We start from the raw sequence: 24,784 nt of genomic DNA on the forward strand, positions 1-24,784 counted from the left end.
GGACGATAGCTCGTGGCCGCGAACGCCTGGTTCGAGACGGTTGCGGAGGCGCAGCGCAGGGCGCGGCGCCACCTGCCGAAGTCGGTGTACTCCGCGTTGCTCGCCGGTTCGGAAAGGGGCCGGACGTACCACGACAACACGGCCGCGTTCGCCGAACTCGGCTTCGCGCCGCACGTGGCCGACCTGCCCGCCAAGCGCGACCTGGCCACCACCGTCATGGGACAGCAGATCTCCCTGCCGGTGCTCATCTCCCCCACCGGGGTGCAGGCCGTGCATCCCGACGGGGAGGTCGCGATGGCCCGCGCCGCCGCCGCGCGCGGCACGATCATGGGGCTGAGCAACTTCGCCGGCAAGCCCGTCGAGGAGGTCGTGGCCGCCAACCCGCAGACCTTCTTCCAGATGTACTGGATGGGCACCCGGGAGACCATGGCCGGGCACATGGAGCGGGCCCGCGACGCCGGGGTCAAGGGGCTGATCGTGACCCTGGACTGGACGTTCTCCCACGGCAGGGACTGGGGCAGCCCCTGGATCCCCGACCGCCTGGACCTGAAGGCGCTCGCCCGCTTCGCGCCGCAGGGCCTGACCCGGCCGCGCTGGCTGCTCGGCTTCGCCAGGACCGGCCGCCTGCCCGACCTCACCGTCCCCAACGTCGCGGAGCCCGGCCGTCCCGCGCCGACCTTCTTCGGCGCGTACGGCGAGTGGATGCAGACCCCGCCGCCCAGTTGGGAGGACGTGCGGTGGATGCGCGAGCAGTGGGACGGCCCGTTCATGCTCAAGGGCGTCTCCCGGCTCGACGACGCCCGCCGCGCGGTGGACGCCGGGGCCACCGCGATCTCGGTGTCGAACCACGGCGGCAACAACCTGGACGGCACGCCCGCGACCATCCGGCTGCTCCCGGGCATCGCCCGGGTGGTCGGTGACCAGGCCGAGGTCCTGCTCGACGGCGGCGTACGGCGCGGGGGCGACGTGGTCAAGGCCCTGGCGCTCGGCGCGCGGGCCGTGATGATCGGACGCGCCTCGCTGTGGGGCCTCGCGGCGAACGGCCAGGCGGGGGTGGAGAACGTGCTCGACATCCTGCGGAACGGCATCGACTCGGCGCTGCTCGGGCTGGGCCGCGCGTCGATCCACGACCTGGAGCCCGGCGACGTGCTGGTCCCGCCGGGGTTCACGAGGGAGATCGGCGTCACCGGGGAGATCGGGTCTCCGCGCGATGCGTGAGAGGGGCGACGGCGAAGGCGGCCTGGCGGACCTGTCGTGGCCCGCGTTGCCGCCCTCGCCGACCGTGCTGGTGCCGCTCGGCTCCACCGAGCAGCACGGCCCGCACCTGCCCCTGCACACGGACACGGCGGTCGCGGCGGCGGTGGCGAGGGCCGCCGCCGCCCGCCTTCTCGCGGCGGCTCCGGACGACCCCGTCCTCGTGGCGCCGGCGGTCGCGTACGGCGCGAGCGGCGAGCACCAGGACTTCCCCGGCACCATGTCCATCGGGACCGCCGCCCTCCGCTTCCTGATCGTCGAGCTGGTCCGCTCCCTGTCCCGCTGGGCCGGGCGCGTCGTGATCGTGAACGGTCACGGCGGGAACCTCGACGCCCTCGCGGCCGCGACGTCGCTGCTGCGTGAGGAGGGCCGAGACGTGTGCTGGGCGCCGTGCGCGGCCGGACCGGCCGACGCCCACGCCGGGCACACCGAGACGTCGCTCGTGCTGCACCTGGCCCCGGATCTGGTGGACATGACCCGGGCGGAGCCGGGCAATCTCGCCCCGCTCGCCGAGATCATGCCCGCGCTCGCGGCGAGGGGCGTCGCCGCCGTGTCGCCCTCCGGCGTGCTCGGCGATCCGACCAGGGCCACCGCCGGCGAGGGACGCCGCCTGCTCGACCTGATGGCCGGCGACGTCGCCGCCCGCATCCGGCACGGACGAGCCGACCACACCGGCCGCCTCCTCCCCGCACCCGCGACGGTCTCCCCGACATGAGCCAGGTGAGCGGCGGGAGCGGGCCGGAGGAGGGTCGTCGGGTCGCCCTGGTGACGGGGGCGGCGCGCGGGATCGGCGCCGCCGTCGTGCGGGCGCTGTGCGCCAGGGGTTACCAGGTGGTCGCGGTCGACTCGTGCGCGGCGGACGGCCCGGCCCGGCCCGCCGGGGTGACCTACCCGCTCGCGGCCGACGCGGACCTGAAGTCGCTGGCCGACGAGCTCCCCGGCGCGGTGGTTCCGTACATCGCGGACGTGCGCGACCGCGACGCGCTCGCCCGCGCCGCCGCCGTGGCGGCGGACCGCTTCGGCCGGCTGGACGCGGCCGTGGCCGCCGCGGCGGTCATGGCCGGCGGCCTGCCGCTGTGGGAGACACCGGACACGCACGTACGCGCGCTGTGGGAGACCGACGTGCTCGGGGTGTGGAACACCGCCACGGCGTGCGTCCCGCACATGCTGGCGGGGCCCGAGCCGGGAGCGTGCCGCTTCGTCGCGGTCGCCTCGGCGGCCGGTTCGCACGGGCTGTTCCGCCTGTCGGCGTACACGATGGCCAAGCACGCGGTGGTCGGGCTGGTGCGCGGCCTCGCGGCCGACCTGGTGGGCACCGGGGTGACCGCGGCGGCCGTCTCCCCCGGTTCGACCCGCACGCGGATGCTCGCCGCCACCGCCGAGGTGTACGGCCTGGACGGCGTCGAGGGCTTCGCCTCGTCCCAGCTGCTGCGCCGCCTGATCGAGCCCGCCGAGATCGCCGAGACCATCGCGTTCTGCTGCTCTCGCGAGGGAGGCGTCGTCAACGGATCGGTGATATCGGCGGACGGAGGCTTCACGCCATGACCCTGACCAACCGCACCCCACGCAACCGCACCCCACGCAACCAGACCCCCCGCAACCAGACGTCGCGCGACCGGACCACCGGCGAGGAGAGCGCCGGCAAGCAGGTCCACGGCGGCCCGGCGCCGAGCGACCCTGCGCTGAGTGACCCTGCACTGAACGACCGGGCTGACGGCGGCCTCGGCGACGAGGAAAAGAGTGGAGGCACGGACCCCCGTGCGGCCGGCCGGCTTCCGGACGGTTTCACGGTCAGGCTGAACCGGCGGGTCCGGGTCCGCGACGGCGGCCGCACCCTCGTGGGCGGCGCGCCGACGCGCGTCATGTACCTCACCAAAGCCGCCGCGGACCTGTTCGACGGGCGCAGGTTGCGGGTCCGCGGCCGCGTCTCGGCCCTGCTCGCCGACCGGCTGCTGGAGGCGGGCCTGGCCGATCCCGTCGTCGGAGACCTGCCCGCTCTCGACCCATCCCAGGTGACGGTGGTCGTGCCGGTGCGCGACCGTCCCGCCGCGCTCGACCGGCTGTTGTCGGGCATCGGCGGCCGGCACCGCGTGATCGTGGTGGACGACGCGTCGGCCGCCCCGGAGGCCGTCGCGGAGGTCGCGGCGGCGCACGGCGCGGTGCTCGTCACGCTGGCGGAGAACGCCGGCCCCGCCGCGGCCCGCAACGCGGGCCTGCGCCGCGTGACCACGCCCTACGTCGCCTTCGCGGACTCCGACGTGGTCCTCGAACCCGGCACGGTGCCGACCCTGCTCCGGCACTTCGCCGACCCCCGGGTCGCCGTCGCCGCGCCCCGCGTGCTGGGGCTCCGCCTGCCGGGCCGGGACCGCTGGATCCTCCGCTACGAGGACGCGCGGTCCTCCCTCGACCTGGGCCTCGACCCCGGCATCGTACGCCCGAGGGCGCCGGTCTCCTGGGTCCCGAGCGCGTTCCTGCTGGCGCGGGCCGACGCGCTCGGCCACGGCTTCAGCGCCGAGATGCGCGTCGGCGAGGACGTCGACCTGGTGTGGCGGCTGGCGCGGGCGGGCTGGCGGGTGCGCTACGAACCGGCCGCGACGGTGCGGCACGAGCACCGCACGGTGGTCCACGACTGGCTGCGGCGCAAGGCCTTCTACGGCACCGGCGCCGACCTGCTCGCCCGGCGGCACGGCCGCGACGTGGCCCCCGCCGTGCTGGCGCCGTGGAGCGCGGCCTTCGTGCTGGCGCTGCTGGCGCAGCGGCGGTGGTCCCTGCCGGCCGCGGCGCTGATCTTCGCGGGCACGGCCGCGACGATGTCGGCCAAGGTCAGGCGGAGCGAGCACCCGGTGCGCCTCGCCCTGACGCTGACGTCCGACGGGGCCGTCGCCGCCGTCTGGCAGGCGACGGCGCTCCTGCTCCGCCACTGGTGGCCGCTCGCCGCCGTCGGCTGCCTGCTGTCCAAGCGGCTCCGCCGGGCCGTGGCCGCCGTGGCCGTCATGGACGCGCTGACCGATCTGCGGCGTACCGGCGCGCATCTCGACCCGGTCCGCTACGCCGTGGCCCGGCGCCTGGACGACGCGGCGTACGGGTCGGGCCTGTGGCTCGGCGCGATCCGCGGGCGCTCGGTGCGCGCCCTGCTGCCCGACATCCGGTGGAAGACGCGTTCGTCGAGGCCGTCCCGATAGAAGCCGTCCGGCTGGAGAGCCTGGTGAGCCGCCGCCCCGGGAGCGCCCGGGACGGCGGCCGCGTCCTCACCGGACACCGGTGAGCGCGTCGGTGCGGTGACACGCCACCCAGGACCGGGGCGAGCCGTAGTCCGGCAGGCGCAGCCGGGGCCGGTGCCTCTTCGGCCGCTCGACCGGCCCGGGTTCTCCGCCGTCCCCGCGGTCCGCCGCGACGGCGTACAGGGCGCACACCAGTGCGCAGATCTCCTCCTCGGTGGGATTTCCCGCGACCACCCGCAGTTCCTCGCCGCCCATCACATCGGGGGGTTTCCGTGCTTGCGCCGCGGCTCCGACGCCTGCTTGGCCCGCAGCAGGCCGAGCGCCCTGGTCAGGGTGGCCCTGGTCTCGCCCGGGTCGATGACGTCGTCCACCAGCCCGCGCTCGGCGGCGTAGTAGGGGTGCATGAGCTGCCTGCGGTACTCCTCCACCCGCCGGGCGTGCGCCTCGACGGGGTCGTCCGCCGCGGCGATCTCCCGGCGGAAGATGACGTTGGCCGCGCCCTCCGCGCCCATGACCGCGATCTCGTTGGTCGGCCAGGCGAAGGACAGGTCCGCGCCGATCGACCGGGAGTCCATCACGATGTACGCGCCGCCGTACGCCTTGCGCAGCACCATCGAGATGCGCGGCACGGTCGCGGCGCAGTACGCGTAGAGCAGTTTGGCGCCGTGCCTGATGATGCCGCCGTGCTCCTGGTCGGTCCCGGGCAGGAAGCCCGGCACGTCGACCAGGCTGACCAGCGGGATGTTGAAGGCGTCGCACATCTGGATGAAGCGTGCGCCCTTCTCCGAGGCCTTGATGTCGAGCACCCCGGCCAGGTGGGCGGGCTGGTTGGCGACGATGCCGGTGACGTGGCCGTCGAACCGGGCCAGCCCGCAGATGAGGTTCTGCGCCCAGCCCGCGTGGAACTCGAAGAACTCCCCGTCGTCGACGATCTCCTCGATCACCGCCGACATGTCGTAGGAGATCGCCGGATCAGCCGGCACCAGGTCGAGCAGGGCGTCGTTGCGCCGGTTCGCCGGGTCGGTGCAGGTGATCGACGGCGGCAGTTCCTGGTTGTTGGCGGGCAGCAAAGACAGCAGATAGCGGACTTCCTCAAGACACGACACCTCGTCGGGGCAGACGAACCCCGCCACGCCGGAGACTGATCCGTGCACCCGCGCACCACCGAGGTCGTCGGCGCTGATCTCCTCACCGGTCACCGCCTTCACGACGTCCGGGCCCGTGATGAACATCTGGGCCGTGTTCTGCACCATGAACACGAAATCGGAGAGAGCCGGCGAGTACGCCGCTCCCCCCGCGCACGGGCCGAGCATGACGTTGATCTGTGGAATCACCCCCGACATCCGCACATTCCGCCGGAAAATACCGCCATAGCCGGCAAGCGCGGTCACGCCTTCCTGGATCCGCGCCCCGGCGCCGTCGTTCAAACCGATCAGCGGCACCCCGGCGGCCTCGGCCAGGTCCATCACCTTGTGGATCTTCTCGGCGTGTGCCTCGCCGAGCGCGCCGCCGAACATCCGGAAGTCGTGGGCGAAGACCATGACGTCACGACCGTAGACCTTGCCCCACCCCGCCACCACGCCGTCGGTGTACGGCCGGCGGTGCTCCAGCCCGAAACCGGTGGCCCGGTGCTGCCGGAACGCCTCGACCTCCACGAAGGACCCGCTGTCGAGGAGCACGTCCAGGCGCTCCCGCACGGTGAGCTTGCCCTTGGCGTGCTGGCGCGCGGTCGCCTCCTCACTCGGGCCCGAATGGATGCTCTCCTTGAGCACCTGCAAATCCGCCAGCCGTTCCCGCATCGATTCTTTCGGCAGGTCGCTGACCCGCGTCACCACGGTCCCCATATGTATTCCTCCTGACGGCACAACCGGGTGCCCTCAGGGTAAGGCGGCCGATGAACGCGACAACACCCCTAAAAAGGACGGCGACCGCGCCAATAGGACGCGACCCAAAAAGAACCGGAATCAGTCCGGATATCGGTGTTCCGGTCCACCGGTGGCCGACCCCTTACGGGCCGGCCACCGGGGACCACGGTGAAACAGCGGTGGGATGAGCTCAGCCGACGGCGGCTCCGCCGAACTCGAGGACCGCGGGCAGGTCGGCCCGGCTGGTGATGTCGAGCTTGCGGTAGATCCGGGTGAGGTGCTGCTCCACCGTGCTCACCGTCAGGTACAGCTCACCGGCGATCTCCCGGTTGGTGTGCCCGGCGGCGGCCAGCACCGCGACCCGGCGCTCGGCCTCGCTCAGCAGCGCGGCGCTGCCCCCGCTCAGGGCCGGGGCCGTCTGCTTGCCGGTCTCGGCCGCCGCCTGCGGGCCGCCGATCTCGGCGCCGCACTCCTTCATCAGGGCACGCGCCCGGATCATGATCATGCCCACCCTCCGGTGCTCGCCCAGGCCGCGGTAGGCCTCCGCGAGGTCGAAGAGCGATCGGGCCTGCTCGTAACGGTCGCCGCCGTTCTGCAGCATGTCGGCGGACTTGCGCAGGAGCATCGGCCGGTGCCGCAGCTCGCTGGTGGCCGCCAGCAGGCGGATCGTCATGCCGAGCTCCCGCGGCGTGCGGGAGTTGCAGCGGGACAACTGGTCCTCGATCAACTTCGCGGCCTGCTCAGTGCGACCCAACTGCAGACAGGCCTCGGCGGCGCCGGCCCGCCACGGCAGCAGGCCCGGCACGTCCAGGCCCCACCTGCCGGTCAGTTCGCCGCAGAGCTGGAAGTCCCGCAGGGCCAGCGCCGCCTGCCCGACCGCCAGGCTGTAGCGGCCCCTGGCGTACAGGTAGTGCAGGCCGTACCGGCTCTCGAACATGGCGTCCAGCACGGGCCGGTCGAGGATGTCGTGCACGTCGTCGAACCTGCCCATCGCGGTCAGCGCGATCACCAGGCTGCCGAGCGGGCTGCCCACCGTGACACCCCAGCTCGTGATGGGCATGATCTCCAACGCGGCCCGCGCGTACTGCTCGGCGCTGACCATGTCGCCCTGCCGTACGGCCATCTCGGCGCGGATGGCCGAGAGCCTGGCCTGGCGGCTCGGCGCGCGCCGGGACGACGCCTCGACGCTGAACAGGTCGCACAGCGGCGCGGCCTTCTCCGCCTGCCCGCCGTAGGTGAGCGCGAGCAGCGCGCACTCCACGGTGTCCATCGACATCTCGTCCAGGCGCGCGAGCCGCAGGATGCGCTCGACGGCGATCAGGGCGCCCTCGTGCGGGCCGTTCACGAGCACCTGCGCGAGCGCGGTCGCCGTCTCCAGGCGCCGGCCCGCGGCCACCGACACCAGGGCCGTTCCGGTGTCCGCGCGCGGCTCGCCGAGCTTGGACGCGAAGGCGGGATGGGTGGCGCGCAGCCACGGGCGCGCGATGTTGAGCTCCATCACCGTCTCGGGGTCGCTCTCGTATCCCGCGGTGGTCAGGTGCTCGATCACGTCCTGCGCGTCGTCGTACCTGCCGTGCCAGAGCAGCGCGCGGGCCAGGACCACGCCGTCGCCGCCGCGGAGGTGGCCGCGCTGCATCGCCTCGGTGAGATCGGCCAGATGCCGGTCGGGCGCCTCGGGGTTGATGCGCCACTCGGCACGCACCAGCATCGTGGCGATCTTGAGGCGGCGCCGCTCGTCGGTGCACGCCTGCCACGCGAGGCGCAGGTAGTCCACGCCACGCTCGGTGCGGCCCTCGCGCAGCGCGTCCCTGGCCGCGTCCTCCAGCACCGGCACCACCCAGGGAGCGTCGATCGGGCCCGCCTGGACGAGGTGATCGGCGATCACCGAAGTGGCCGCGCCGTCCGCGTGCGCCAGTCCGGCCGCTCGGCGGTGCAGGTCGCGGCGCTCGTCGAGGCCCACCTCGGCCAGCACGGCCGTACGGGCCGACTCGTGCCGGAACCGGCCCACGCTGAGCACGCCGCCGGCCGTCAGCGCGTTCATCGCCCTGCTGATCTGGGTGTGGCCCAGGCCGAGCAGCCGGTCGAGCGAGTCGGTCTCGCCGAGCACCGCCAGGCACCGGGCGATCCGGAGCAGCTCGGGCTCGCCGCGGTGCAGGCAGGTCAGCACGGCCTGGCCGTACCGCTCGCCGACCACCGGCTCGTCCGCCGCCGGCTCGCCGTCCCGTTCCCGCGCGGACGGGCCGCCGAGGTAGTCCTCGATGAGGGCGGCGGCCAGCAGCGGGTTGCCGGCGCTGTAGGCGTACCAGTCCTCGGCGAAGCGGACCGCGACCTCCTCCCCCGCCCGCTCGCGCACCAGCGTGTGCACGCCCTGCCGGGACAGCGGGTTGAGCTGCACGACTCCGCAGTACGGCTGGCGCAGCAGGTCGGTCCAGAAGAAGGTGTCGGTGCTGCGCACGTAGTCGGAGTAGCTGAAGATCACCATGATCCGGGCGAAGCGTACGCGCCGGGCGAGGTACGCCAGGCACAGCAACGACGGGCGGTCGGCGTAGTGCACGTCGTCGACCACGATCACCAGCGGATAGCGCTCCGACAGCTCCAGCAGCACGGTGCACAGAGCGTGCGCGATCTGGGCGTCCACCTGGTCGAGGGTCTCGGAGGCGAGCCCGGAGCTCATCGCCGTCCGCTTGCCCTCCTCGAGCAGCGCGAGCGCGCGCACGCGCTCCTCCTCCACCAGCGGCGCCTCTTCGATGAGCTGGCCGAGCACGCCGAGCGGCAGGTCCTGCTCCATGCGGGACGCGGTCGCGGCGACGGGCAGGGCGCCCAGCTCCACCGCCTGCTCGGCGAACGCGTCGAGCAGTGCGCTCTTCCCGGTGGCGACGGTGCCGCTGAGCATCGCGACCTTGCCCTTGCCGGTCAGTGCGGCCGCCAGCATCTCCTGTAACGAGGCCAGTGCCTCGTCTCTCTCAATCAAGTTCATCAAGCGGGCCCCCTCCAGCTGAGCTTCCGTCCTTACGAATGGACGCTTGCCTGCTTGTTGGAGACGATGTTCTCCCCGGCCGCTTTTGGATCGCTATCGCGCCCTTATCCCTCGCCGCGACGTCCCCTCCGGGCATCTCTCGCAGCGGGACGGGACGCGCCGGGCCGGAGCGTGCCGGAGCGCGCGACAGCCGCCCGTCCCGCCCGTGACAGGGGCGGAGGCGGGCGGGAGGCGCGTCAGAACTTCAGCGGGCGGCCGGAGGGAGTGCGCAGGTCGGGCGCTTCGTCCCTGGCGGCGGGACGTCCCGAGGGCCGGCTCTTCTTCAGCTGCTTTCGCGTCATCGCGTCGTGCCCTTCCGTGCGGGGCCCGGGGACGAGGGCCGGAGGATGGTCGTCCGCGGTCACGCGGTGGTGGCCAGCCGCCGCCTGCGCGGGCGCGCGTGCTCGTGCGCGTCGCCCAGTTCGCGGTGGTGCCTGCCGGAGGGCTCGGCCCGCCGGGCGGCCCGGTGGACGACGGCCTGCACCGCCCGGAGCGCGGCGGCCTCGGCGTCCCGCTCGATCCCCACGCCCCAGTGCGTACGGCCCCCGAGGCGGCACTCGGCGTAGACCGCGACGCCCGCCTCGACGTCCCGCTCCCCCTGGCCGACGCCGGTCCGGTGGACGGCGCGGACCTCGATCCCCCAGTCGGCGAGGCTCACCCGGAGCGCCTGCAGCGCGTCCGCGCGCTCGGCGCCCACCTCGAAGCCTCCGCCGTCCACGTGCAGTTCGACGGCGAGCGGCTCCGGCCCGAAGACGGGCGGCCCCGGCGGGCACGTGTACTCGCTCTCGAACAGCTCCCGCACCCCGCTGGGGGTGATCTCCATGCCTTCGCTGTCGGCCCGCCGCTGCACCACCCGGGCGAAGTCGATCTGCAGGTCGCGCGGCAGGTGCCTGCCGTACCAGGTGCTCATGATGTAGGCGACGCCGCCCTTGCCGGACTGGCTGTTGATGCGCACCACGGCCTCGTAGGTCCGGCCCACGTCCGCGGGGTCGACGGGCAGGTACGGCATGGCCCAGGGCATCTCGTCGATCGGGGCGCCGTGCGCGGCGGCCTCCCGCTCCAGCGCGTCGAAGCCCTTCTTGATGGCGTCCTGGTGGGAGCCGGAGAAGGAGGTGTAGACGAGGTCTCCCCCGTACGGGTGGCGCGGGTGGACCGGGATGCCGTTGCACTCCTCCACGACCCGGCGGATCGCGTTGAGGTCGGAGAAGTCGACGCCCGGGTCGACGCCGTGGCTGAACAGGTTCATGCCGAGCGTGACCAGATCCACGTTGCCCGCGCGTTCGCCGTTGCCGAACAGGCAGCCCTCGATGCGCTGCGCGCCGGCCATCATGGCCAGCTCCGCCGAGGCGACGCCGGTCCCCCGGTCGTTGTGCGGGTGGATGGAGAGGCAGACGTGCTCCCGCCGGGACAGGTTGCGGTCGAGCCACTCGATCTGGTCGGCGAAGACGTTGGGCGTGCTCCGCTCGACGGTCGTCGGGAAGTTCAGGATGATCTCCCGCCCGGGGCCGGGCTGCCAGACGTCCATGACCGCCTCGCAGACCTCCAGGGAGAAGTCCAGCTCGGTGTCGTTGAACAGCTCGGGAGAGTACTGGAAGCCCAGGTCGCAGTCGCTCAGCGTCTTGTCCGCGTATTTCATCATCAGGCGCGTGCCCTGGACGGCCAGGTCCTTGCACTCGTCCCTGGTCATCCCGAACACCAGCCGCCGGAACAACGGCGACGTCGCGTTGTAGAGGTGGATGGTGGCGCGGGGAGCGCCTTCGAGGCTCTCCACGGTCCGCCGGATCAGCTCGTCACGCGCCTGCACCAGAACGGAGACGCGCACGTCGTCGGGAATGAGGTCGCGCTCGATGAGCTCACGCAGGAAGGCGTGGTCGTCCTCGCTCGCCACGGGAAAACCGACTTCGATCTCCTTGTAGCCCATCCGGACCAGCAGATCGAACATGGCCATCTTTCGCGCCGGGCTCATCGGACTGGCCAGCGACTGGTTGCCGTCGCGAAGGTCGGTGGAAAGCCAGCGAGGCGCCCGCGTGATGACGTTGTCGGGCCAGCGGCGGCCGGACAGCCGGACGGGTTCGGGGGCGCTGTAGCGCCGCAGCGCCTTGGTCATCCTCGTCAACGGAAGATCCCTTCTCTCTGGCTCAGGGTTAACCGTTCGAACCGAAATACGTCGAATAGGAATAAGGCGACAGCGTCACCTGGATCTGGAAGGAGGACACGTCACCGATGATGCGGAACATCACGGCGATCTCCGGATAGGCGGCGGTCATTCCGAGATTGACGAAGTAGTGGTCGCTGTCGAATATCATCCGGTAGAGCCCGCGCTCCAACTGGGCGGTGTCCCATCCCTTCACGACGCCCGCGCCATCGGTCTCGGCGGTGGTCACGTGCCACCAGACGCCGTCGACCTCGCGTTCCAGGCGCAAACGAACGCCGGCCGCGCCGCGGCCGAAAACGCTGTCCAATGCCTGCGCCGTTATGTTCATCGCTCAGCTCACACCTGTCTATCGGACCCTCGGGGACCGATCTCGAAGTCTCCAGTGACGTCTTCCGGGTCGCTTCCGCACAGCCTCGCAGCGCCGGCTATCGGTTCACCTTCGCCGCTCTATCGGGGGTCCGGGGCCGCGAACGAGTGACCGGACCACCGGGCCGCGGCCATCCGGACAAGGGTGTCTAGGGGTGCCGGCGCGCCTGCCGAGACCATTACAGTGATATCAGCGAAAGCGCAAGTTTGAACGATTTGTGAGCCTCATGCGAGGTGACGCCCCTGAGTGCGCGATAACAGCAGAAACCGTGAATCCAGCGATGAGAGACGAACGAGTCGCACGAACGAAAATGGAGCCGTCGGGAATCGACCCGACGGCTCCATTCGTCTGCCCGGCTCACGCACGGGCGGTGAATCACTTGCGCACGGGGGTCTCCACGTTCCGCGGCGAGGGCCCGGAGGCCGGACGGCCGCCGGCCGGACGGGAGGAGCGCCGGCCGGGTGTCTGCGCCTTCTCATCGTCGAGCCGGCTCGCCACCACGCGGCGCGCTCCGGCCTCGTCGAAGCGGCCCGACTCGCACTCCAGCAGGCCGATGCGGCGGACGGCGAGGGCCACGCCCTGGTCGTTGCCGGTCTGCCGGAACAACTCCAGCGCGGTGTCGAGGCTGCCGCGGGCGTCGGCGTAGCGCTGCTCGGCGGCCGACAGCAGGCCCGTCGAGTAGTGCATGACCGCCTGTCCCCTGCGGTCCCCGGCCTGGCGGGCGGCCGCCAGGGCCAGGGTGTTCATGTCGCGCCAGTCGTCGAAGTAGACCCCGGACTCGAAGAAGGGCGCGGCGCAGATGGCCAGGTCCCAGGACAGCTCGGCGAGGCCGGCCTGGGCGGCCTGGCGGATCCCGGACACCAGCGTCAGCCGTTCGCGCTCGTACCACGGAAGCGGCTGCTGGACGAGCCGGCGGGCCAGCGTGTCGGGCAGCGGCCAGCGGGTGGCGCCGCTGTGGAGGCCCGCGTAGTCGTCGCCGTACTGCTCGCGGTGCGCGGCCCGCGCGAGGTGGAGCAGGCAGCTCAGCACCCTGGCCAGCGCGGCGCCGCGCTCGGCGGCCGGCTCCTCGGCGGCCAGGCGCTCCCTGGCGAACACCCGGATGAGGTCGTGGAAGCGGTACCGGCTCTGCGCGCCCCTCCCCGTCCCGGTGATCTCGACGAGCTGGGCGTCGGCCAGGTCGTCCATCAGGTCCTGGGTCTCGTGCAGCGGCCGGTCCAGCAACGCGGCGCTGACCCACGAGGGGAACGGCTGGAAGTCGAGGATGGCGAGCCGGCGGAACAGCGTGCGGGCCAGGTCGCCGGTGCTCTCGTAGGCGACGGCGATGCTGGCCCGCATGCCCATCTCGCCGTGCCTGAGCTCGTCCAGGCGGCGGGTCTCGTCCTGCAGCCGCCCCGCCAGATGCTCGATGCTCCAGTGCGGATGGGCGGAGAGGCGTGATCCGGCGATGCGCAGCGCGAGCGGCAGCCGGCCGCAGAGCTCGGCGAGGGCCCGCGCCGACGCCGGCTCCGACCGCACCCGGTCCTCTCCCGCGATGTGGGCCAGCAGCCGCATCGACTGGTCCGGGTCGAAGGTGTCCACCTCGACGTTCCGCGCGCCGGGCAGGCCGGTCAGCCTGCCGCGGCTGGTGACGATGACCGAGCAGCCCGGGCTGCCCGGCAGCAACGGCACCACCTGGCTCTCGCCGGCCGCGTCGTCGAGCACCACCAGCACCGTACGGCCGGCCAGCAGGCCGCGGTACATCTCGGCCCGCTCGTCCAGCGTCTCCGGTACGGCGCCGCCCGGGACGCCGAGCGCCCGCAGGAACCGGCCCAGCACGTCGAAGGGATGCACGGGGCGGGCCGCCCCGCCGTGGAGGGCGGCGAACAGCTGCCCGTCGGGGAACCGTTCGGCGACGGTGTGGGCGGTGTGGACGGCGACGGTGCTCTTCCCGACGCCCGGCTTGCCGGTGATGACCGCGATCGGCACGGCGGACGACGCCCGTTCCCCCGGGGACGGCGTGATGAGGCGGCGTACGGCGCCGACCTGCGGGGCGCGGCCGGTGAAGTCGGCGATGCCCGCCGGCAGCATCCGCGGGGCGCCGGCCCGGGGCGCCGTCACGGCGGCGCTCACCGGTGGCGCCGGCGCCGGCCGCCCCGTGTCGGCCGAGAGCCGGATCGCCTGTTCGAGCCGCCGCAGCCGCTCGTTCGGCTCGATCCCCAGCTCCTCGACGAGGATCCGCCTGCCCTCACGGTAGACGTGCAGGGCCTCGGGCTGCCGTCCCGACTGGTGGAGGGCGGTCATCAGCTGGCCGCGCAGCTGCTCGCGGAGCGGATACCGTTCCACCAGTTCCGTCAGCTCGGCTACCACCTCCCGGTGCCGTCCCAGGGAGAGCTCCAGCTCGATGCAGTTCTCGTGGGCGGCGATCCGGTCCTCGGTGAGGCGGCGGGCGGCCGCCCGGATCAGTCTGCCGTCGATCCCCTCCAGTGCGTGACCCCGCCAGAGGGCGAGCGCCTCGCGGTAGTGACCGACGGCGACCTCGGCCGCGCCGGCCGAAGCCGCCCGCCGGGCCGTCCGGACCAGGTTTCCGAAGCGGTCGGAGTCGAGTTCGTCGTCCCCGATCTCGATCGCGTACCCCTGGGAGTGTGTGGAGATCAGGTTGGGCCGACCGTACTGGGCGAAGACCCGGCGCAGGGCCGAGATGCAGATCTGCACCTGAGAACGGCAGGTCGTGGGCGGGTTGTCGTCGTAGACCGCCTCGATGAGCCTGCCGATGGACGTGCCCCGGCTGTGGTCCAGCAGGAGCACGGCCAGGGCCGTCTGCTGTCTCGTGCTGCCCAGGTCCACGCGATGCGTGCCGTCCACGACTTCCAGAGGCCCGAGAATGCGAAACTTCACCGCGTGACTCCTTGCACTTATCGGACCCGTCTCCCGGGCCCACAAGGATGATCGGTTTCACATGTTGATGGGGATGGACGAAAAGATTACCGTTGCGGGCTGATCCTATGACCCAACCGGTAGGGATTCCAACAGGTTGGCAGTCCCGGCAGCGGCCGGGTTAGGACATCCCGGCCCGATGCGTGGGCGTCGCCAGCACGACCCGCAGCCGCTCGGCCACCTCCGGGCCCAGCTTCGCCGCGATGGCCAGGATGCGGGCGACGGCCTCCACGGCCGACGCGTCGTCGCCCCGCACCCGGTGCGCGTCCCGGAGCAGCTTGAGCGCGTTGACCTCGTCCAGCGGCACGCCCAGCGTGGCGAACAGGTCGAGCGCCTGCTCGGCGGCGGTCACCGCGCCGGCGGAGTCGCCCTCGGCGAGGGCGAGCTCGGCCAGCGCCGCGAGCACCCGGCCCCTGCTGAGCCGGTCGTCCGTGGTGGTGGCCAGCAGCAGGGCGTGCCGCAGCGTGCCGCTCGCCTCGGCCCTGGCGCCGAGCCGCAGCTTGGCCAGGCCCGTGCAGATCAGAGCGTACGACTCGCCCATGGGGTCGCCGATCTTCTGGTAGACGGCGAGCGCCGCCTCCACGATCCTGAGCGCCTCCGCGGACCGGCCCAGCTCCAGATAGGTGTAGCCCAGCCTGACCTGGATGTAGGCCTTCTGGCGTCCGCTGACGCCGCCCGCCAGTTCCATCGCGTCCGACAGCAGGGCCTCGGCGCCCTCGGGGTCGGAGAACAACAGCCGGATCTGCGCGAGGTGGCAGAGCACGTTGCTCGTGTTGCTCGGCGTGCCGTGGCGCCGCGAGAGGTCGAGCGCCTGCCGGCACCGCTCGGCCGCGGCGTCGAGCTGTCCGGTGACCAGGTGAAGATAGCCGAGGTTGGCCAGCGCCGTGGCGAGGGAGCGCTGGTCGTCCAGCTCGGTGAACAGCTGGATCGCCGCCAGGTAGTCACGGCGTGCGTCGTCGAACCTGCGCTCGTTGGAGGCCAGTGCCCCGTTGACATACAACATGGTGGCCTGCCCGGCCGTGTCCCCCGCCTGCTGCACGGCGGCCATCGCGAGCTGCTGCGCCTCGCGCCAGTCGTCGAGGTAGAACCGCGACAGGAAGAAGGTGGCGGCGCCGAGCGCCAGCCCCCAGCAGACCTCCGTCAGACCGGCCTGCGCCGCCTGCCTGATGCCCGAGACCAGAATGGACCGTTCTCGCTCGAACCAGGCCAGCGGGTGCTCCACCAGCCGGTCGACCAGGGCCTCGGGCAGCGACCACGCCGGGGGCGGGATCAGGAGGCGGTCCTCCAGTTCCTTCCGCCTGGCCGCGTCGACCAGGGTCAGCAGGCCGCCGAGCATCCGGCCCAGGGCCGCGCTGCGCTCGGCGATGGGCTCCTCGGCGGCCAGGCGCTCGCGGGCGAAGACCCTTATGAGGTCGTGGAAGCGGTAGTGGACGTTGACGCCCCGGCCGGTGCCGGTCGTCTCCAGCAGCTGGGCGTCGGCGAGGTCGTCCAGCAGGTCCTGCGCCTCCGCGACGGGCCGGTCGAGCAGGGCCGAGCCGAGCCAGGCGGTGATGATGTCGCAGTCCAGGATGGCCAGCCGCCGGAACAGCCGCCTGGCGTCGCCGCTCACGCTCTCGTACGTCAGGGAGATGCTCGCCCTGATCGCCATCTCGCCGTGCTTGAGCTCGTCCAGCCGCCGGGTCTCGTCCGCCAGCCGCTCGACGAGCTGCTCGATGCTCCAGTGGGGGCGGGCGGCCAGCCGGGCTCCCGCGATGCGCAGGGCCAGCGGCAGGTGGCCGCAGAGCTCGGCCAGGGCCACCGAGAAGGCGGGCTCGGACTGCACGCGCTCGGCCCCGGCGATGCGCGAGAGCAGGTCGAGCGACTGGGCCGAGTCGAAGACGTCGACCTCGACGTGGACGGCGCCCGACAGTCCGGCCAGGCGGCTCCTGCTGCTGAGGACGACCGCCGCGTTGGGGCTTCCGGGCAGCAGCGGCAGGACCTGGCCCTCGGTGCCGACGTCGTCCAGGACGATCAGCACCTTCTTGTCGGCGAGCAGCATGCGGTAGAGCTCGGCCCGCTCCTCCAGGCCCTCCGGGACGGAGGAGCCGGTCACGCCGAGCGCCCGCAGGAAGCGTTCCAGCACCCTGATGGCGGCGACCGACCGGGAGGAGCCGCCGTGGAGGTTGGCGTAGAGCTGGCCGTCCGGATAGTGCTCGACGACCCGGTGCGCCACGTGCACCGCCATGGTGCTCTTGCCGATGCCGGGCTTGCCGGACAGCGCGACGATGGGCACGGCGTATCTGCCGGGACCGCCGCCGGAGCCCACCAGCCGTTCCAGGATCTCGTCCACCAGCTTGGACCGGCCGCTGAAGTCGGCGATGTCGGTCGGCAGCAGCCGGGGCACGGCGACCGGTGGAGACGGCGGCGGAGGTGTGCTCACCCGTACGGCGGTCGCGGGCAGGTTCAGCGCGGGGTCCGAGGTGAGGATCGCGTGCTGGAGCCGCTGGAGCCGCTCGTGCGGCTCGATCCCCAGCTCCTCGATCATCACGCGCCTGGCCTGGTTGTAGGCCTGCAGGGCCTCGGCCTGCCGGCCGGAGCGGTAGAGGGCCAGCATGAGCTGCCCGCGCAGCCGTTCGCGGAGCGGATACTGCGCCACCAGCGCGGTCAGCTCGCCGACCAGCTCGTGGTGGTGGCCGAGGTCGAACTCCAGGTCGACGCATTCCTCGTTGGCCGCGACGCGGTCCTCGTCCAGGCGCATCGCCGCCGCCTGGACGACCCGGCTCTCGATGCCCTCCAGGGCGGGGCCCCGCCACAGGGCGAGCGCGTCTCGGTAATGGGCCACCGCCTCCTCGGCGCGGTTCTCCGCCCGGGCCTGCTTGGCCTGGCGCAGGAGGTGTTCGAACCGGCCGAGGTCGAACCCCTCGTCGGCGATGCGCACCGCGTAGCCGTTGGACTGCGTCACGATGATGTCGGGCCTGCCGCAGTTGCCGAACAGGCGCCGCAGGGCCGAGACGCAGATCTGGATCTGGGCTTTGGCGGTCGGCGGAGGGGCGTCGTCGTAGATGGTTTCCGTGAGGCGGGAGACCGTGACCGTCCGGCCCGCCTCCAGGAGCAGCGCGGCGAGGACCGTCTGCTGTCTGGCTCCCCCCAGTTCCAGCCTTCGGTCAGTGAGAACGACCTCAAGTGGGCCCAGGATCCGGAAGTCCACCCACATCTCCTGTTGAGCTGGCGTAGCTCCCCCATGCCAGAGGACCTGACCGAGAGATTAATCCATCCCAATCGTGTGTGCTACGTCCGAACCTCGACGGCTGAGCCGTTCTCAACGACTTTCAGTCACTGTGATGCTGGGTGTCCCGTAAAGTCTCTTTCCGAATGAAAACCTGTAGACAAATGTATAAGACATATGACGGCCCGAAGGCCGCCGCGCCCTCGGCGTGCGGCACGAGACCATGCCGTTCGTGTCCCCCCTTGCCACACGCCGAGCGCCTGTCGTCGTGATACCCGGCGAGGCCGCCCCCCTCGGCTGCTTCGACCGGGCACCACCCGTCATGGGCTGATCTCTCAGAGTGCGCGTGCTTTTTGGCTGACGATCCGTCCAGAGCGGCACACCGCGTCAGCTTCGGCCTTCCCCGGATCGGGAAAGCCCCCCTACCCCCACCGATCCCGCTCCACTGCGAGCGCGACCGGACACAGCGAGAATCACACGATTCGATTTCCAGCCGGCAACAAGAATTCACTCCCTTTTAACGGGGGGCCCGGATCACGGAAACCCGCAGCAGAGCTTGGTGGCGGGCACCTCGTAGACCGGCTTGGCGTCAACGACGGCACCGGCGGCGGCGCCTCCGCTGAGCGGGAAGGCGACGAACGCGAAGGCGACGACCATGGCTCCGGCGATCCGGCCGAGACGCGACAGCAGGGTGTTCTTCATCTCTTACCTCTCACAAAGGCTGGGAACTCTGTCCGACGCCTTTAAGGTAGGAAAGGCCGCCATCCTTCCGTTATTGGATCGGCTTTTTACAGGTCAGAGCGGGTTTGCGGCCGGTTCGCGGCTCCGGGGAGCCGTGGCACCGCGGCCACGAGGCGCCGTGTGCAGGGATGACGCGGCGATCCGAGCACCTCGGCGGTGGTCCCGCGCTCGACCACCCGCCCCCGGTCGAGGACCACGGTCTCCTCGCACAGCGCGGCCACGACGGCCAGGTCGTGGGAGACCAGCACCACGGTCAGCCGCCTGCTTTCCCGCAGGTCGGCGAGCAGATCGAGGAGCCGGAGCCGGGTGGCGGTGTCCAGTGCGCTGACGGGCTCGTCGGCCAGCAGCACCCGGGGGGAGGCCGCTATCGCCCGCGCTATCGCTATCCGCTGCCGCTGCCCCCCGGAGAACTCGTGGGGATAGCGGCGGGCGGCGTCCGGGGGCAGTCCCACCGTGCGCAGCGCCTCCTCGACCATGGCCGTCGCCGTCGCGCCGCGGGCGACGCCGAGCGAGCGCAGGGGCTCGCCGACGATCCGCTCCACCCGCCGGCGTGGGTCCAGCGAGGAGTACGGGTCCTGGAAGACGGGCTGCACCGCGTGCCGCAGCGCCCGCATCCGTCCGCGCAACGGCAGGCCGTCGAGGAGCACCTGCCCGGTGCGGGGCCGCAACAGCCCCAGCATGAGGCGGACCAGCGTGGTCTTGCCCGCTCCCGACTCCCCCACCAGAGCCAGCCCGCGGCCCGCGGTGACCTCGAAGGAGACCTCGCTGAGCACGGCGGGACCACGCCGGTAGGCGAAGCCCAGGTCGCGTACGCCGAGGATGGGAGGCGACGGCGGTGACGACGTCACGGCAGCATCCGTTCCAGTGCTCCGTTCAGCCGCCGCGCGGCCGACACGAGGTCCCGGGTGTGCGGGTGCGACGGCGCCCGCAGCACGTCTCCGACCTCGCCCTCCTCCACCGCCCTGCCCCCCTCCAGCACCAGGATCCGGTGGCTGATCCGCGCCACCACGGCCAGATCGTGGCCGACGAAAAGCAGCCCCATGCCGCGAGCCGTCACCAGCCGGTCCAGCAGCGCGAGCATCTCCGCCTGGACCGTGCCGTCCAGCGCGGCCGTGGGCTCGTCGGCGATCAGGAACGCCGGTTCGCAGGCCAGCGCCATGGCCATCGCCACCCGCTGGCGTTGGCCGCCGGAGATCTCGTGGGGATAGGACCGGGCGATGCGGTCCGGGTCGCTCAGCCGCACCTCCGCCAGCGCCTCCAGGGCCGCGCGCCGCGCGGCGGCCCCGCGCAGGCCCCGGTGGCGGCGCAGCGGCTCGGCGACCTGCGCGCCGACCCGCATCAGGGGGTCCAGGGCGGCGAGCGGGTCCTGGAAGACGACGGCGATCCCCCTGCCCCTGACCGTGTTCAGCACCCGCTCGGGCGCGCCGAGGATCGGCTCGCCGTCCAGGAGGACCCGGCCCGAGGCGGCCATGCCGGCCGGCAGCAGGCCGACGACCGCCAGCACGGTCAGGGACTTGCCCGCGCCGGACCCCCCGATCAGCCCGAGCCGGTCCCCCCGGGCCAGGCGGAAGGACAGGTCGTGCAGCAGTTCGCGGCCGTCCGCCGTGCGCACCGTGAGGTTCTCGGCTTCGAGCAGTCTCACCAGCGCCCCCGCAGCAGCGGGTCGGCGACCTCGCGGACGCCGTCGGCCACCAGGTTGGCGCCGATCACCAGGAGGACGAGCAGCAGTCCCGGCGCGACGACGTCGCCGGGGGCGACCAGCACCGTGGTCTGGGCCTCCCTCAGCATGTGTCCCCAGGAGGCGTTCGGCGGCGGCGGGCCGAGCCCCAGGTAGGACAGGCCGGCCTCCGCCAGGACGGCCCGGCCCAGCTGGAGGGCGAGGTTCACGGCGAGCGCGGGCCAGATGTTGGGCAGCACGTGCCCGGTGACGATCCCCGGCCAGGACGTGCCGGAGGTGCGGGCCGCCGTCACGTAGTCCTGCGCCAGCACCCGCTTCACCTGCTGCCTGGCCGGTCTCGCCACCACGGCGGTCATGGCGAGCCCGATGGCGGTCACGGCGGACAGCAGCGATCCCCGCCTGGCCGCGATCACGAGCATCGCCAGCAGCAGCGTCGGGAAGGCGATCAGGACGTCCAGCGCCACCGCCATGACGTCGTCGAGCCACCGTACGGCGAAACCGGCCGCGAGCCCGGCCAGCAGGCCGAGCGCTCCGCCGAGGGCCACCGCCCCCGCCCCGATCGACAGCGCCACCCGGGCGCCGATCATGAGCTGGGTGAGCAGGTCCCGCCCCAGCCGGTCGGTGCCCAGCCAGTGCTCCGGGCCCGGCGGCTCCAGCCTGCCCCCGGACGTGTCGCCCGGGTCGTACGGCGTCCACAGCGCCGAGACCAGCGCGATCGCGACCACCCCGCCCAGCAGGACGCAGCCCGCGACCAGGGCTCGCGACCTCACGCGGACGTTCCCGCCGCGGTACGGCGCAGCCGCGGGTCGATGAGGCGCTGGGCCGTGTCGGCCACGAAGCCGATCGTGAGCACGGTGGCCGTGCTCAGCGTCAGCACGCCCTGGATGACGGGGTAGTCGTGCTGGGCGAACGCCCGCACCAGCATGCCGCCGAGCCCCGGCAGCGCGAAGACGTTCTCCACGACGACCGCCCCCAGGAACGTGGAGGCCAGTTCGATGGCGAGGATCGGCACCACGGGCGCGGCGACGCCCCGCAACCCGTGCCGCCAGAGCGCGGCGCGGAGCGGGGCGCCGAGCGCCCTGGCGGTCCGCAGGTGGTCGCTGTCGAGTACGTCCAGCGCGGCGGAGTGGACGTAGCGGGTCAGCGAGGCCGCCATCACCAGCGCGATGGTGACCACGGGCAGCAGGAGCGAGGTGAGCGCGGCGGCCGGGGCGGCCCAGTCCTCGGCCGGGAAGCCGCCCGCCGGGAGCCACCGCAGCCGCAGCGCGAACACGGTGACGAGCAGCATGCCCACCCAGAAGACCGGCACGGCGAGGCCCAGCTGACTCACCCCCGCCAGCAGTGTGCCGTACCAGGTGCCCCTGCGCAGCGCGATGACGAATCCCGTGGGCACCGCGATCAGCGCGGCCAGCAGGAACGCCAGCACCGTGAGGGGTACGGTGACGCCCAGCCGCCCGGCGATCTCGGACGTCACGGGCTGGGAGCTGACCAGCGACCGGCCGAGGTCCAGCCGCGCCAGGTCGCGCAGCCACCCGCCGAACTGCTGGGACAGCGGCAGGTCGGTGCCGAGCTCGTGCCGGGCGGCGGCGGCCTGCCGCGCGGTGGCGCCCATGTCGAGCAGCGCGTTGGCCGGGTCGCCGGGAAGCACCCGGAGCAGCACGAACAGCGCCACGCTGGAGACGGTGAGGGACAGTGCCAGCAGGATCGCCCTGCGGACGAGATAGGCGGCCATCGGTCAGCGCTTGTCGATCCCGTAGACGGGGAACTGCGCCTGGACCGCGTTGGCCGTGTAACCGGTCACGTGGGCGGAGGCGACGACGATCTGCGGGTTGAGGTAGAGCCAGTCGCTGGCGGCGTCCTCGACGATCTCGTGGTTGGCCCGCCGGAGCAGTTCGGTCTGCTCCCGCGTGGTCTTCGCGGACTCCGACCTCCGGATCAGGTCGGAGACCTCGGGGTTGTCGTACCCCCAGTAGAAGCCGGGGTCGCCGTAGTAGCGGATGTCGCGGTCGTTGACGTGTTCCTGGAGGGTCGCGGCGAAGTCGTGGCGCTGGAAGACCCGGGAGTACCACTCGTCGGCGCTGATGACGTCGATCGTCACCGTGATGCCGACCTTGGCCAGTTCCGACTTCACGAACTCGGCGATGGTCGGATGAGGGTCGTACTGCGGAGTGTCGAGCGTCATCGCGAAGCCGTCGGGGTAGCCCGCCTCGGCGAGCATCCTCTTCGCCGCCTCGACGTCGTAGGCGTTCTCCCCGCTCAGGTCCTCGTACCAGGGGTCGGAGGGCGGCACCATCGAGCCGATCACCGTGCCGCGCTCGCCCCAGATGGACCGCAGCAGTTTCGCGTCGTCGATCGCGGCGCTGACCGCCCTGCGGACCAGCGGCTTGTCGAAGGGCGCGCGCCGGCAGTTGAAGGCGAGCAGCAGCTTGGTGGTGGACGTGCCCTCGGTGATCCGGAACGCCGAGGTGTCGGAGAACGGCGCCAGCGCGTCCGGGCTCTGCACGCTGGTGACGACGTCGACCGCGCCGGACAGCAGCGCGTTGTTGAGCGCCGCCGCCTCGGTGTAGTAGCGGAACGTCACCTGCCCGCACTTGGGCGCCGCCCCCCAGTAGCCGCCGAACCGCTCCATGGTCAGCGTGGCGCCGCGCTTCCAGGACGCGAGGCGGTAGGGACCGGTGCCGTCCTCCGCGGTCTTCGGATCGGCCAGCGTGTGGTTGACGATCCACACCTGGCTGAGGTTGTAGATGAGCGAGATCGACCTGCTGGAGAGCCGGACCACGACGGTGTGGTCGTCCGGCGCGTCGACACTCTTGATCATGTCGAGGACGTTCTTGCGCGAGGACGTGGACGTCCCCGCGAGGATGCGCCGCAGGCTGTGCCGTACGTCGTCGGAGGTCATCGGCGTGCCGGAGTGGAAGCGGACGCCCCGGCGCAGCACGAAGGTGTAGGTGAGGCCGTCAGGGCTGACCGTGTAGTCGGAGACCAGCGACTTCTCGACGGCGCCCGCCTCGGTGAGGCGGAAGAGGGCCTCGTAGACGTTGCCGCCCAGCGCCTCCGCCGCGCCCTGCCCCCCGCCTCCGGCGTTGTCCAGGTTCTGCGGTTCGTACAGGGACCCGACGGACAGGGCACAGGAAGCGGACGCGCTACTACTGGGAGATGAAACGCAGGCCGTGGCCGACAGGATGACGACGGACAGCGCGGCGGTAAGGCGCCTTATCTGAAATTTCAACTTTCCCCCCATTGCATAGCCCGGGTCATTCTTGCGCCTTGTCGCCCCGTCTGACCATAGACCGGCCTGCGAAAATCCCCGTGGAGTAGAGACGCGCGAGTGGAGGAAAGTGTCAAGTGGTACAAGCCCGCCGCACTACCCGGCGGGCTCCGCGTTTGCGTTCTTCCGCAATTCGGCAGGCGCCCGGTCACCCCCGCAGCGCGGTGGCCTGGCCGGGCAGGACAGGCGTACGGCCGGCGACGACCTCACGGATCACCCGCATGACGTCGGCGGCGTGGTCGTTGATGAAGAAGTGCCCGCCCCGGTAGACCCCGAGGTCGAACCGGCCGGTGGTGTGCTCGGCCCAGACGCGCGCCTCCTCGACCGTGACCTGGGCGTCCTCGTCCCCGATCAGCGCCGTCACCGGGCAGTCGAGCCGGGGGCCGGGCCGGTAGCGATAGGTCTCGGCGGCCCGGTAGTCGCTGCGCAGCGCCGGGAGGATCATCTCCACCACCTGCGGGTCCTCGAAGAGCCGCGGGTCGGTGCCCGAGAGCTTGTCGAGGTCGGCGATGAAGTCGTCGTCGCTCAGCAGGTGCACCCGCTCGTCGCGGAGGGTCGAAGGCGCCCGGCGCCCCGACACCACGAGGCCGCGGGGGGCCGCTCCCGCCTGCGTCAGCCGTACGCCGACCTCGAAGGCCAGCGTCGCGCCCATGCTGTGGCCGTACAGGTAGACGGGCGGGCCGTCGCACCAGGGCTTCACCAGGGGGGCCAGCACGTCGGCCAGCACGTGCAGGTCGTCGATCAGCGGCTCGGTGCGCCGGTCCTGCCGGCCGGGATACTGGATGGCCAGCACCTCGATGCCCGGCGAGAGCGTCCTGGACACCGGGAAGAAGTACGTCGAGGCCCCGCCCGCGTGCGGGAAGCAGATCAACCGGGCGGCGGCGCGCGGCGCCGGGTGGAACCTCCGGACCCAGCCGTCGCTTCCGTTCAGTTCGGACATCTCACTCAGCTCCCCTTCGTCGTCCCACGCCGGTGCGGCGTCTCCCCCGCCGCGCCGGGAGGACGGGCGGAGGGTATGCCGCGTCATTCATTGAAACCGTGCGGGAGCGGCGGCGCCACCGGAGATTCGCCCCTAAACACCGGCGTGCGTCCCCTTATCCG

The 24,784-nt window shown here is 72.2% G+C and carries 18 protein-coding genes; 4 read left to right on the forward strand and 14 right to left on the reverse strand.

The window, feature by feature from the left end:
• Nucleotides 1–12: 12 nt before the first annotated feature.
• The 4 genes from mftD to mftF are packed head-to-tail and all read left to right on the forward strand — an operon-like array spanning nucleotide 13 to nucleotide 4,436.
• A complete protein-coding gene (mftD, locus tag F5972_RS34035; protein WP_150939787.1) occupies nucleotides 13–1,218 on the forward strand; it encodes a pre-mycofactocin synthase MftD in 1,206 nt (401 codons plus the stop codon).
• The gene (gene mftE, locus F5972_RS34040) at nucleotides 1,211–1,969 is read left to right on the forward strand and encodes a mycofactocin biosynthesis peptidyl-dipeptidase MftE (protein WP_150939789.1); all 759 of its coding nucleotides are present in this window, start codon (nucleotides 1,211–1,213) and stop codon (nucleotides 1,967–1,969) included. Before mftD ends, mftE begins: the two co-directional genes overlap by 8 nt.
• On the forward strand, nucleotides 1,966–2,799 hold the full coding sequence (locus tag F5972_RS34045; RefSeq protein ID WP_150939791.1) for a mycofactocin-coupled SDR family oxidoreductase: 834 nt from the start codon (nucleotides 1,966–1,968) through the stop codon (nucleotides 2,797–2,799). Before mftE ends, F5972_RS34045 begins: the two co-directional genes overlap by 4 nt.
• On the forward strand, nucleotides 2,796–4,436 hold the full coding sequence (gene mftF, locus F5972_RS34050; RefSeq protein ID WP_150939793.1) for a mycofactocin biosynthesis glycosyltransferase MftF: 1,641 nt from the start codon (nucleotides 2,796–2,798) through the stop codon (nucleotides 4,434–4,436). The genes F5972_RS34045 and mftF overlap by 4 nt, the downstream gene beginning before the upstream one ends.
• Nucleotides 4,437–4,502: 66 nt before the next feature.
• Here the strand turns inward: mftF and F5972_RS34055 are convergent, their stop codons facing one another.
• From F5972_RS34055 to F5972_RS34115, 14 genes are all read right to left on the reverse strand, one after another.
• Nucleotides 4,503–4,730 carry an acyl-CoA carboxylase subunit epsilon gene (locus tag F5972_RS34055; RefSeq protein WP_150939795.1) on the reverse strand — a complete coding sequence of 76 codons (228 nt, stop codon included), beginning with the start codon at nucleotides 4,728–4,730 and terminating at the stop codon, nucleotides 4,503–4,505.
• Nucleotides 4,730–6,319 carry an acyl-CoA carboxylase subunit beta gene (locus tag F5972_RS34060; RefSeq protein WP_225312145.1) on the reverse strand — a complete coding sequence of 530 codons (1,590 nt, stop codon included), beginning with the start codon at nucleotides 6,317–6,319 and terminating at the stop codon, nucleotides 4,730–4,732. Before F5972_RS34060 ends, F5972_RS34055 begins: the two co-directional genes overlap by 1 nt.
• A gap of 211 nt (nucleotides 6,320–6,530) precedes the next feature.
• A complete protein-coding gene (locus F5972_RS34065; RefSeq protein WP_150939797.1) occupies nucleotides 6,531–9,317 on the reverse strand; it encodes a helix-turn-helix transcriptional regulator in 2,787 nt (928 codons plus the stop codon).
• Between the two features lie 400 nt (nucleotides 9,318–9,717).
• A complete protein-coding gene (locus F5972_RS34070) occupies nucleotides 9,718–11,463 on the reverse strand; it encodes a 2-isopropylmalate synthase (RefSeq protein ID WP_150939848.1) in 1,746 nt (581 codons plus the stop codon).
• Between the two features lie 37 nt (nucleotides 11,464–11,500).
• Nucleotides 11,501–11,839: a hydroxyisourate hydrolase gene (locus F5972_RS34075; protein ID WP_150939799.1), complete on the reverse strand. Its 339-nt coding sequence runs from the start codon at nucleotides 11,837–11,839 to the stop codon at nucleotides 11,501–11,503.
• 414 nt (nucleotides 11,840–12,253) lie between these two features.
• Nucleotides 12,254–14,752 carry an AfsR/SARP family transcriptional regulator gene (locus F5972_RS34080; RefSeq protein WP_150939801.1) on the reverse strand — a complete coding sequence of 833 codons (2,499 nt, stop codon included), beginning with the start codon at nucleotides 14,750–14,752 and terminating at the stop codon, nucleotides 12,254–12,256.
• Nucleotides 14,753–14,912: 160 nt separating this feature from the next.
• The gene (locus F5972_RS34085) at nucleotides 14,913–17,978 is read right to left on the reverse strand and encodes an AfsR/SARP family transcriptional regulator (protein WP_150939802.1); all 3,066 of its coding nucleotides are present in this window, start codon (nucleotides 17,976–17,978) and stop codon (nucleotides 14,913–14,915) included.
• Between the two features lie 552 nt (nucleotides 17,979–18,530).
• Nucleotides 18,531–18,698, reverse strand: a complete 168-nt coding sequence (locus F5972_RS37635; RefSeq protein ID WP_191910453.1) for a hypothetical protein — start codon at nucleotides 18,696–18,698, stop codon at nucleotides 18,531–18,533.
• Between the two features lie 86 nt (nucleotides 18,699–18,784).
• Nucleotides 18,785–19,585, reverse strand: coding sequence for an ABC transporter ATP-binding protein (locus F5972_RS34090; protein ID WP_150939804.1), 801 nt, complete (start codon nucleotides 19,583–19,585; stop codon nucleotides 18,785–18,787).
• The gene (locus tag F5972_RS34095) at nucleotides 19,582–20,379 is read right to left on the reverse strand and encodes an ABC transporter ATP-binding protein (protein WP_150939806.1); all 798 of its coding nucleotides are present in this window, start codon (nucleotides 20,377–20,379) and stop codon (nucleotides 19,582–19,584) included. The genes F5972_RS34090 and F5972_RS34095 overlap by 4 nt, the downstream gene beginning before the upstream one ends.
• Nucleotides 20,376–21,185, reverse strand: coding sequence for an ABC transporter permease (locus tag F5972_RS34100; RefSeq protein ID WP_150939808.1), 810 nt, complete (start codon nucleotides 21,183–21,185; stop codon nucleotides 20,376–20,378). Before F5972_RS34100 ends, F5972_RS34095 begins: the two co-directional genes overlap by 4 nt.
• Nucleotides 21,182–22,147, reverse strand: coding sequence for an ABC transporter permease (locus F5972_RS34105; protein WP_150939810.1), 966 nt, complete (start codon nucleotides 22,145–22,147; stop codon nucleotides 21,182–21,184). Before F5972_RS34105 ends, F5972_RS34100 begins: the two co-directional genes overlap by 4 nt.
• A gap of 3 nt (nucleotides 22,148–22,150) precedes the next feature.
• Nucleotides 22,151–23,644, reverse strand: a complete 1,494-nt coding sequence (locus F5972_RS34110) for an ABC transporter substrate-binding protein (protein ID WP_225312146.1) — start codon at nucleotides 23,642–23,644, stop codon at nucleotides 22,151–22,153.
• 187 nt (nucleotides 23,645–23,831) lie between these two features.
• Nucleotides 23,832–24,623 carry a thioesterase II family protein gene (locus F5972_RS34115; protein ID WP_150939814.1) on the reverse strand — a complete coding sequence of 264 codons (792 nt, stop codon included), beginning with the start codon at nucleotides 24,621–24,623 and terminating at the stop codon, nucleotides 23,832–23,834.
• Nucleotides 24,624–24,784 lie beyond the last annotated feature (161 nt).

Source organism: Microbispora cellulosiformans (assembly GCF_008728085.1).
In the GTDB taxonomy this organism is placed as follows: Bacteria; Actinomycetota; Actinomycetes; order Streptosporangiales; family Streptosporangiaceae; genus Microbispora; species Microbispora amethystogenes.

What these genes read in the sequence shown, in the direction of transcription:
- mftE (WP_150939789.1), top strand. Translation starts at nt 1,211, where the DNA reads ATGCGTGAGAGGGGCGACGGCGAAGGCGGCCTGGCGGACCTGTCGTGG.
- F5972_RS34045 (WP_150939791.1), top strand. Translation starts at nt 1,966, where the DNA reads ATGAGCCAGGTGAGCGGCGGGAGCGGGCCGGAGGAGGGTCGTCGGGTC.
- mftF (WP_150939793.1), top strand. Translation starts at nt 2,796, where the DNA reads ATGACCCTGACCAACCGCACCCCACGCAACCGCACCCCACGCAACCAG.
- F5972_RS34055 (WP_150939795.1), bottom strand. Translation starts at nt 4,730, where the DNA reads ATGGGCGGCGAGGAACTGCGGGTGGTCGCGGGAAATCCCACCGAGGAG.
- F5972_RS34060 (WP_225312145.1), bottom strand. Translation starts at nt 6,319, where the DNA reads ATGGGGACCGTGGTGACGCGGGTCAGCGACCTGCCGAAAGAATCGATG.
- F5972_RS34065 (WP_150939797.1), bottom strand. Translation starts at nt 9,317, where the DNA reads ATGAACTTGATTGAGAGAGACGAGGCACTGGCCTCGTTACAGGAGATG.
- F5972_RS34070 (WP_150939848.1), bottom strand. Translation starts at nt 11,463, where the DNA reads ATGACCAAGGCGCTGCGGCGCTACAGCGCCCCCGAACCCGTCCGGCTG.
- F5972_RS34075 (WP_150939799.1), bottom strand. Translation starts at nt 11,839, where the DNA reads ATGAACATAACGGCGCAGGCATTGGACAGCGTTTTCGGCCGCGGCGCG.
- F5972_RS37635 (WP_191910453.1), bottom strand. Translation starts at nt 18,698, where the DNA reads ATGAAGAACACCCTGCTGTCGCGTCTCGGCCGGATCGCCGGAGCCATG.
- F5972_RS34105 (WP_150939810.1), bottom strand. Translation starts at nt 22,147, where the DNA reads ATGGCCGCCTATCTCGTCCGCAGGGCGATCCTGCTGGCACTGTCCCTC.
- F5972_RS34115 (WP_150939814.1), bottom strand. Translation starts at nt 24,623, where the DNA reads ATGTCCGAACTGAACGGAAGCGACGGCTGGGTCCGGAGGTTCCACCCG.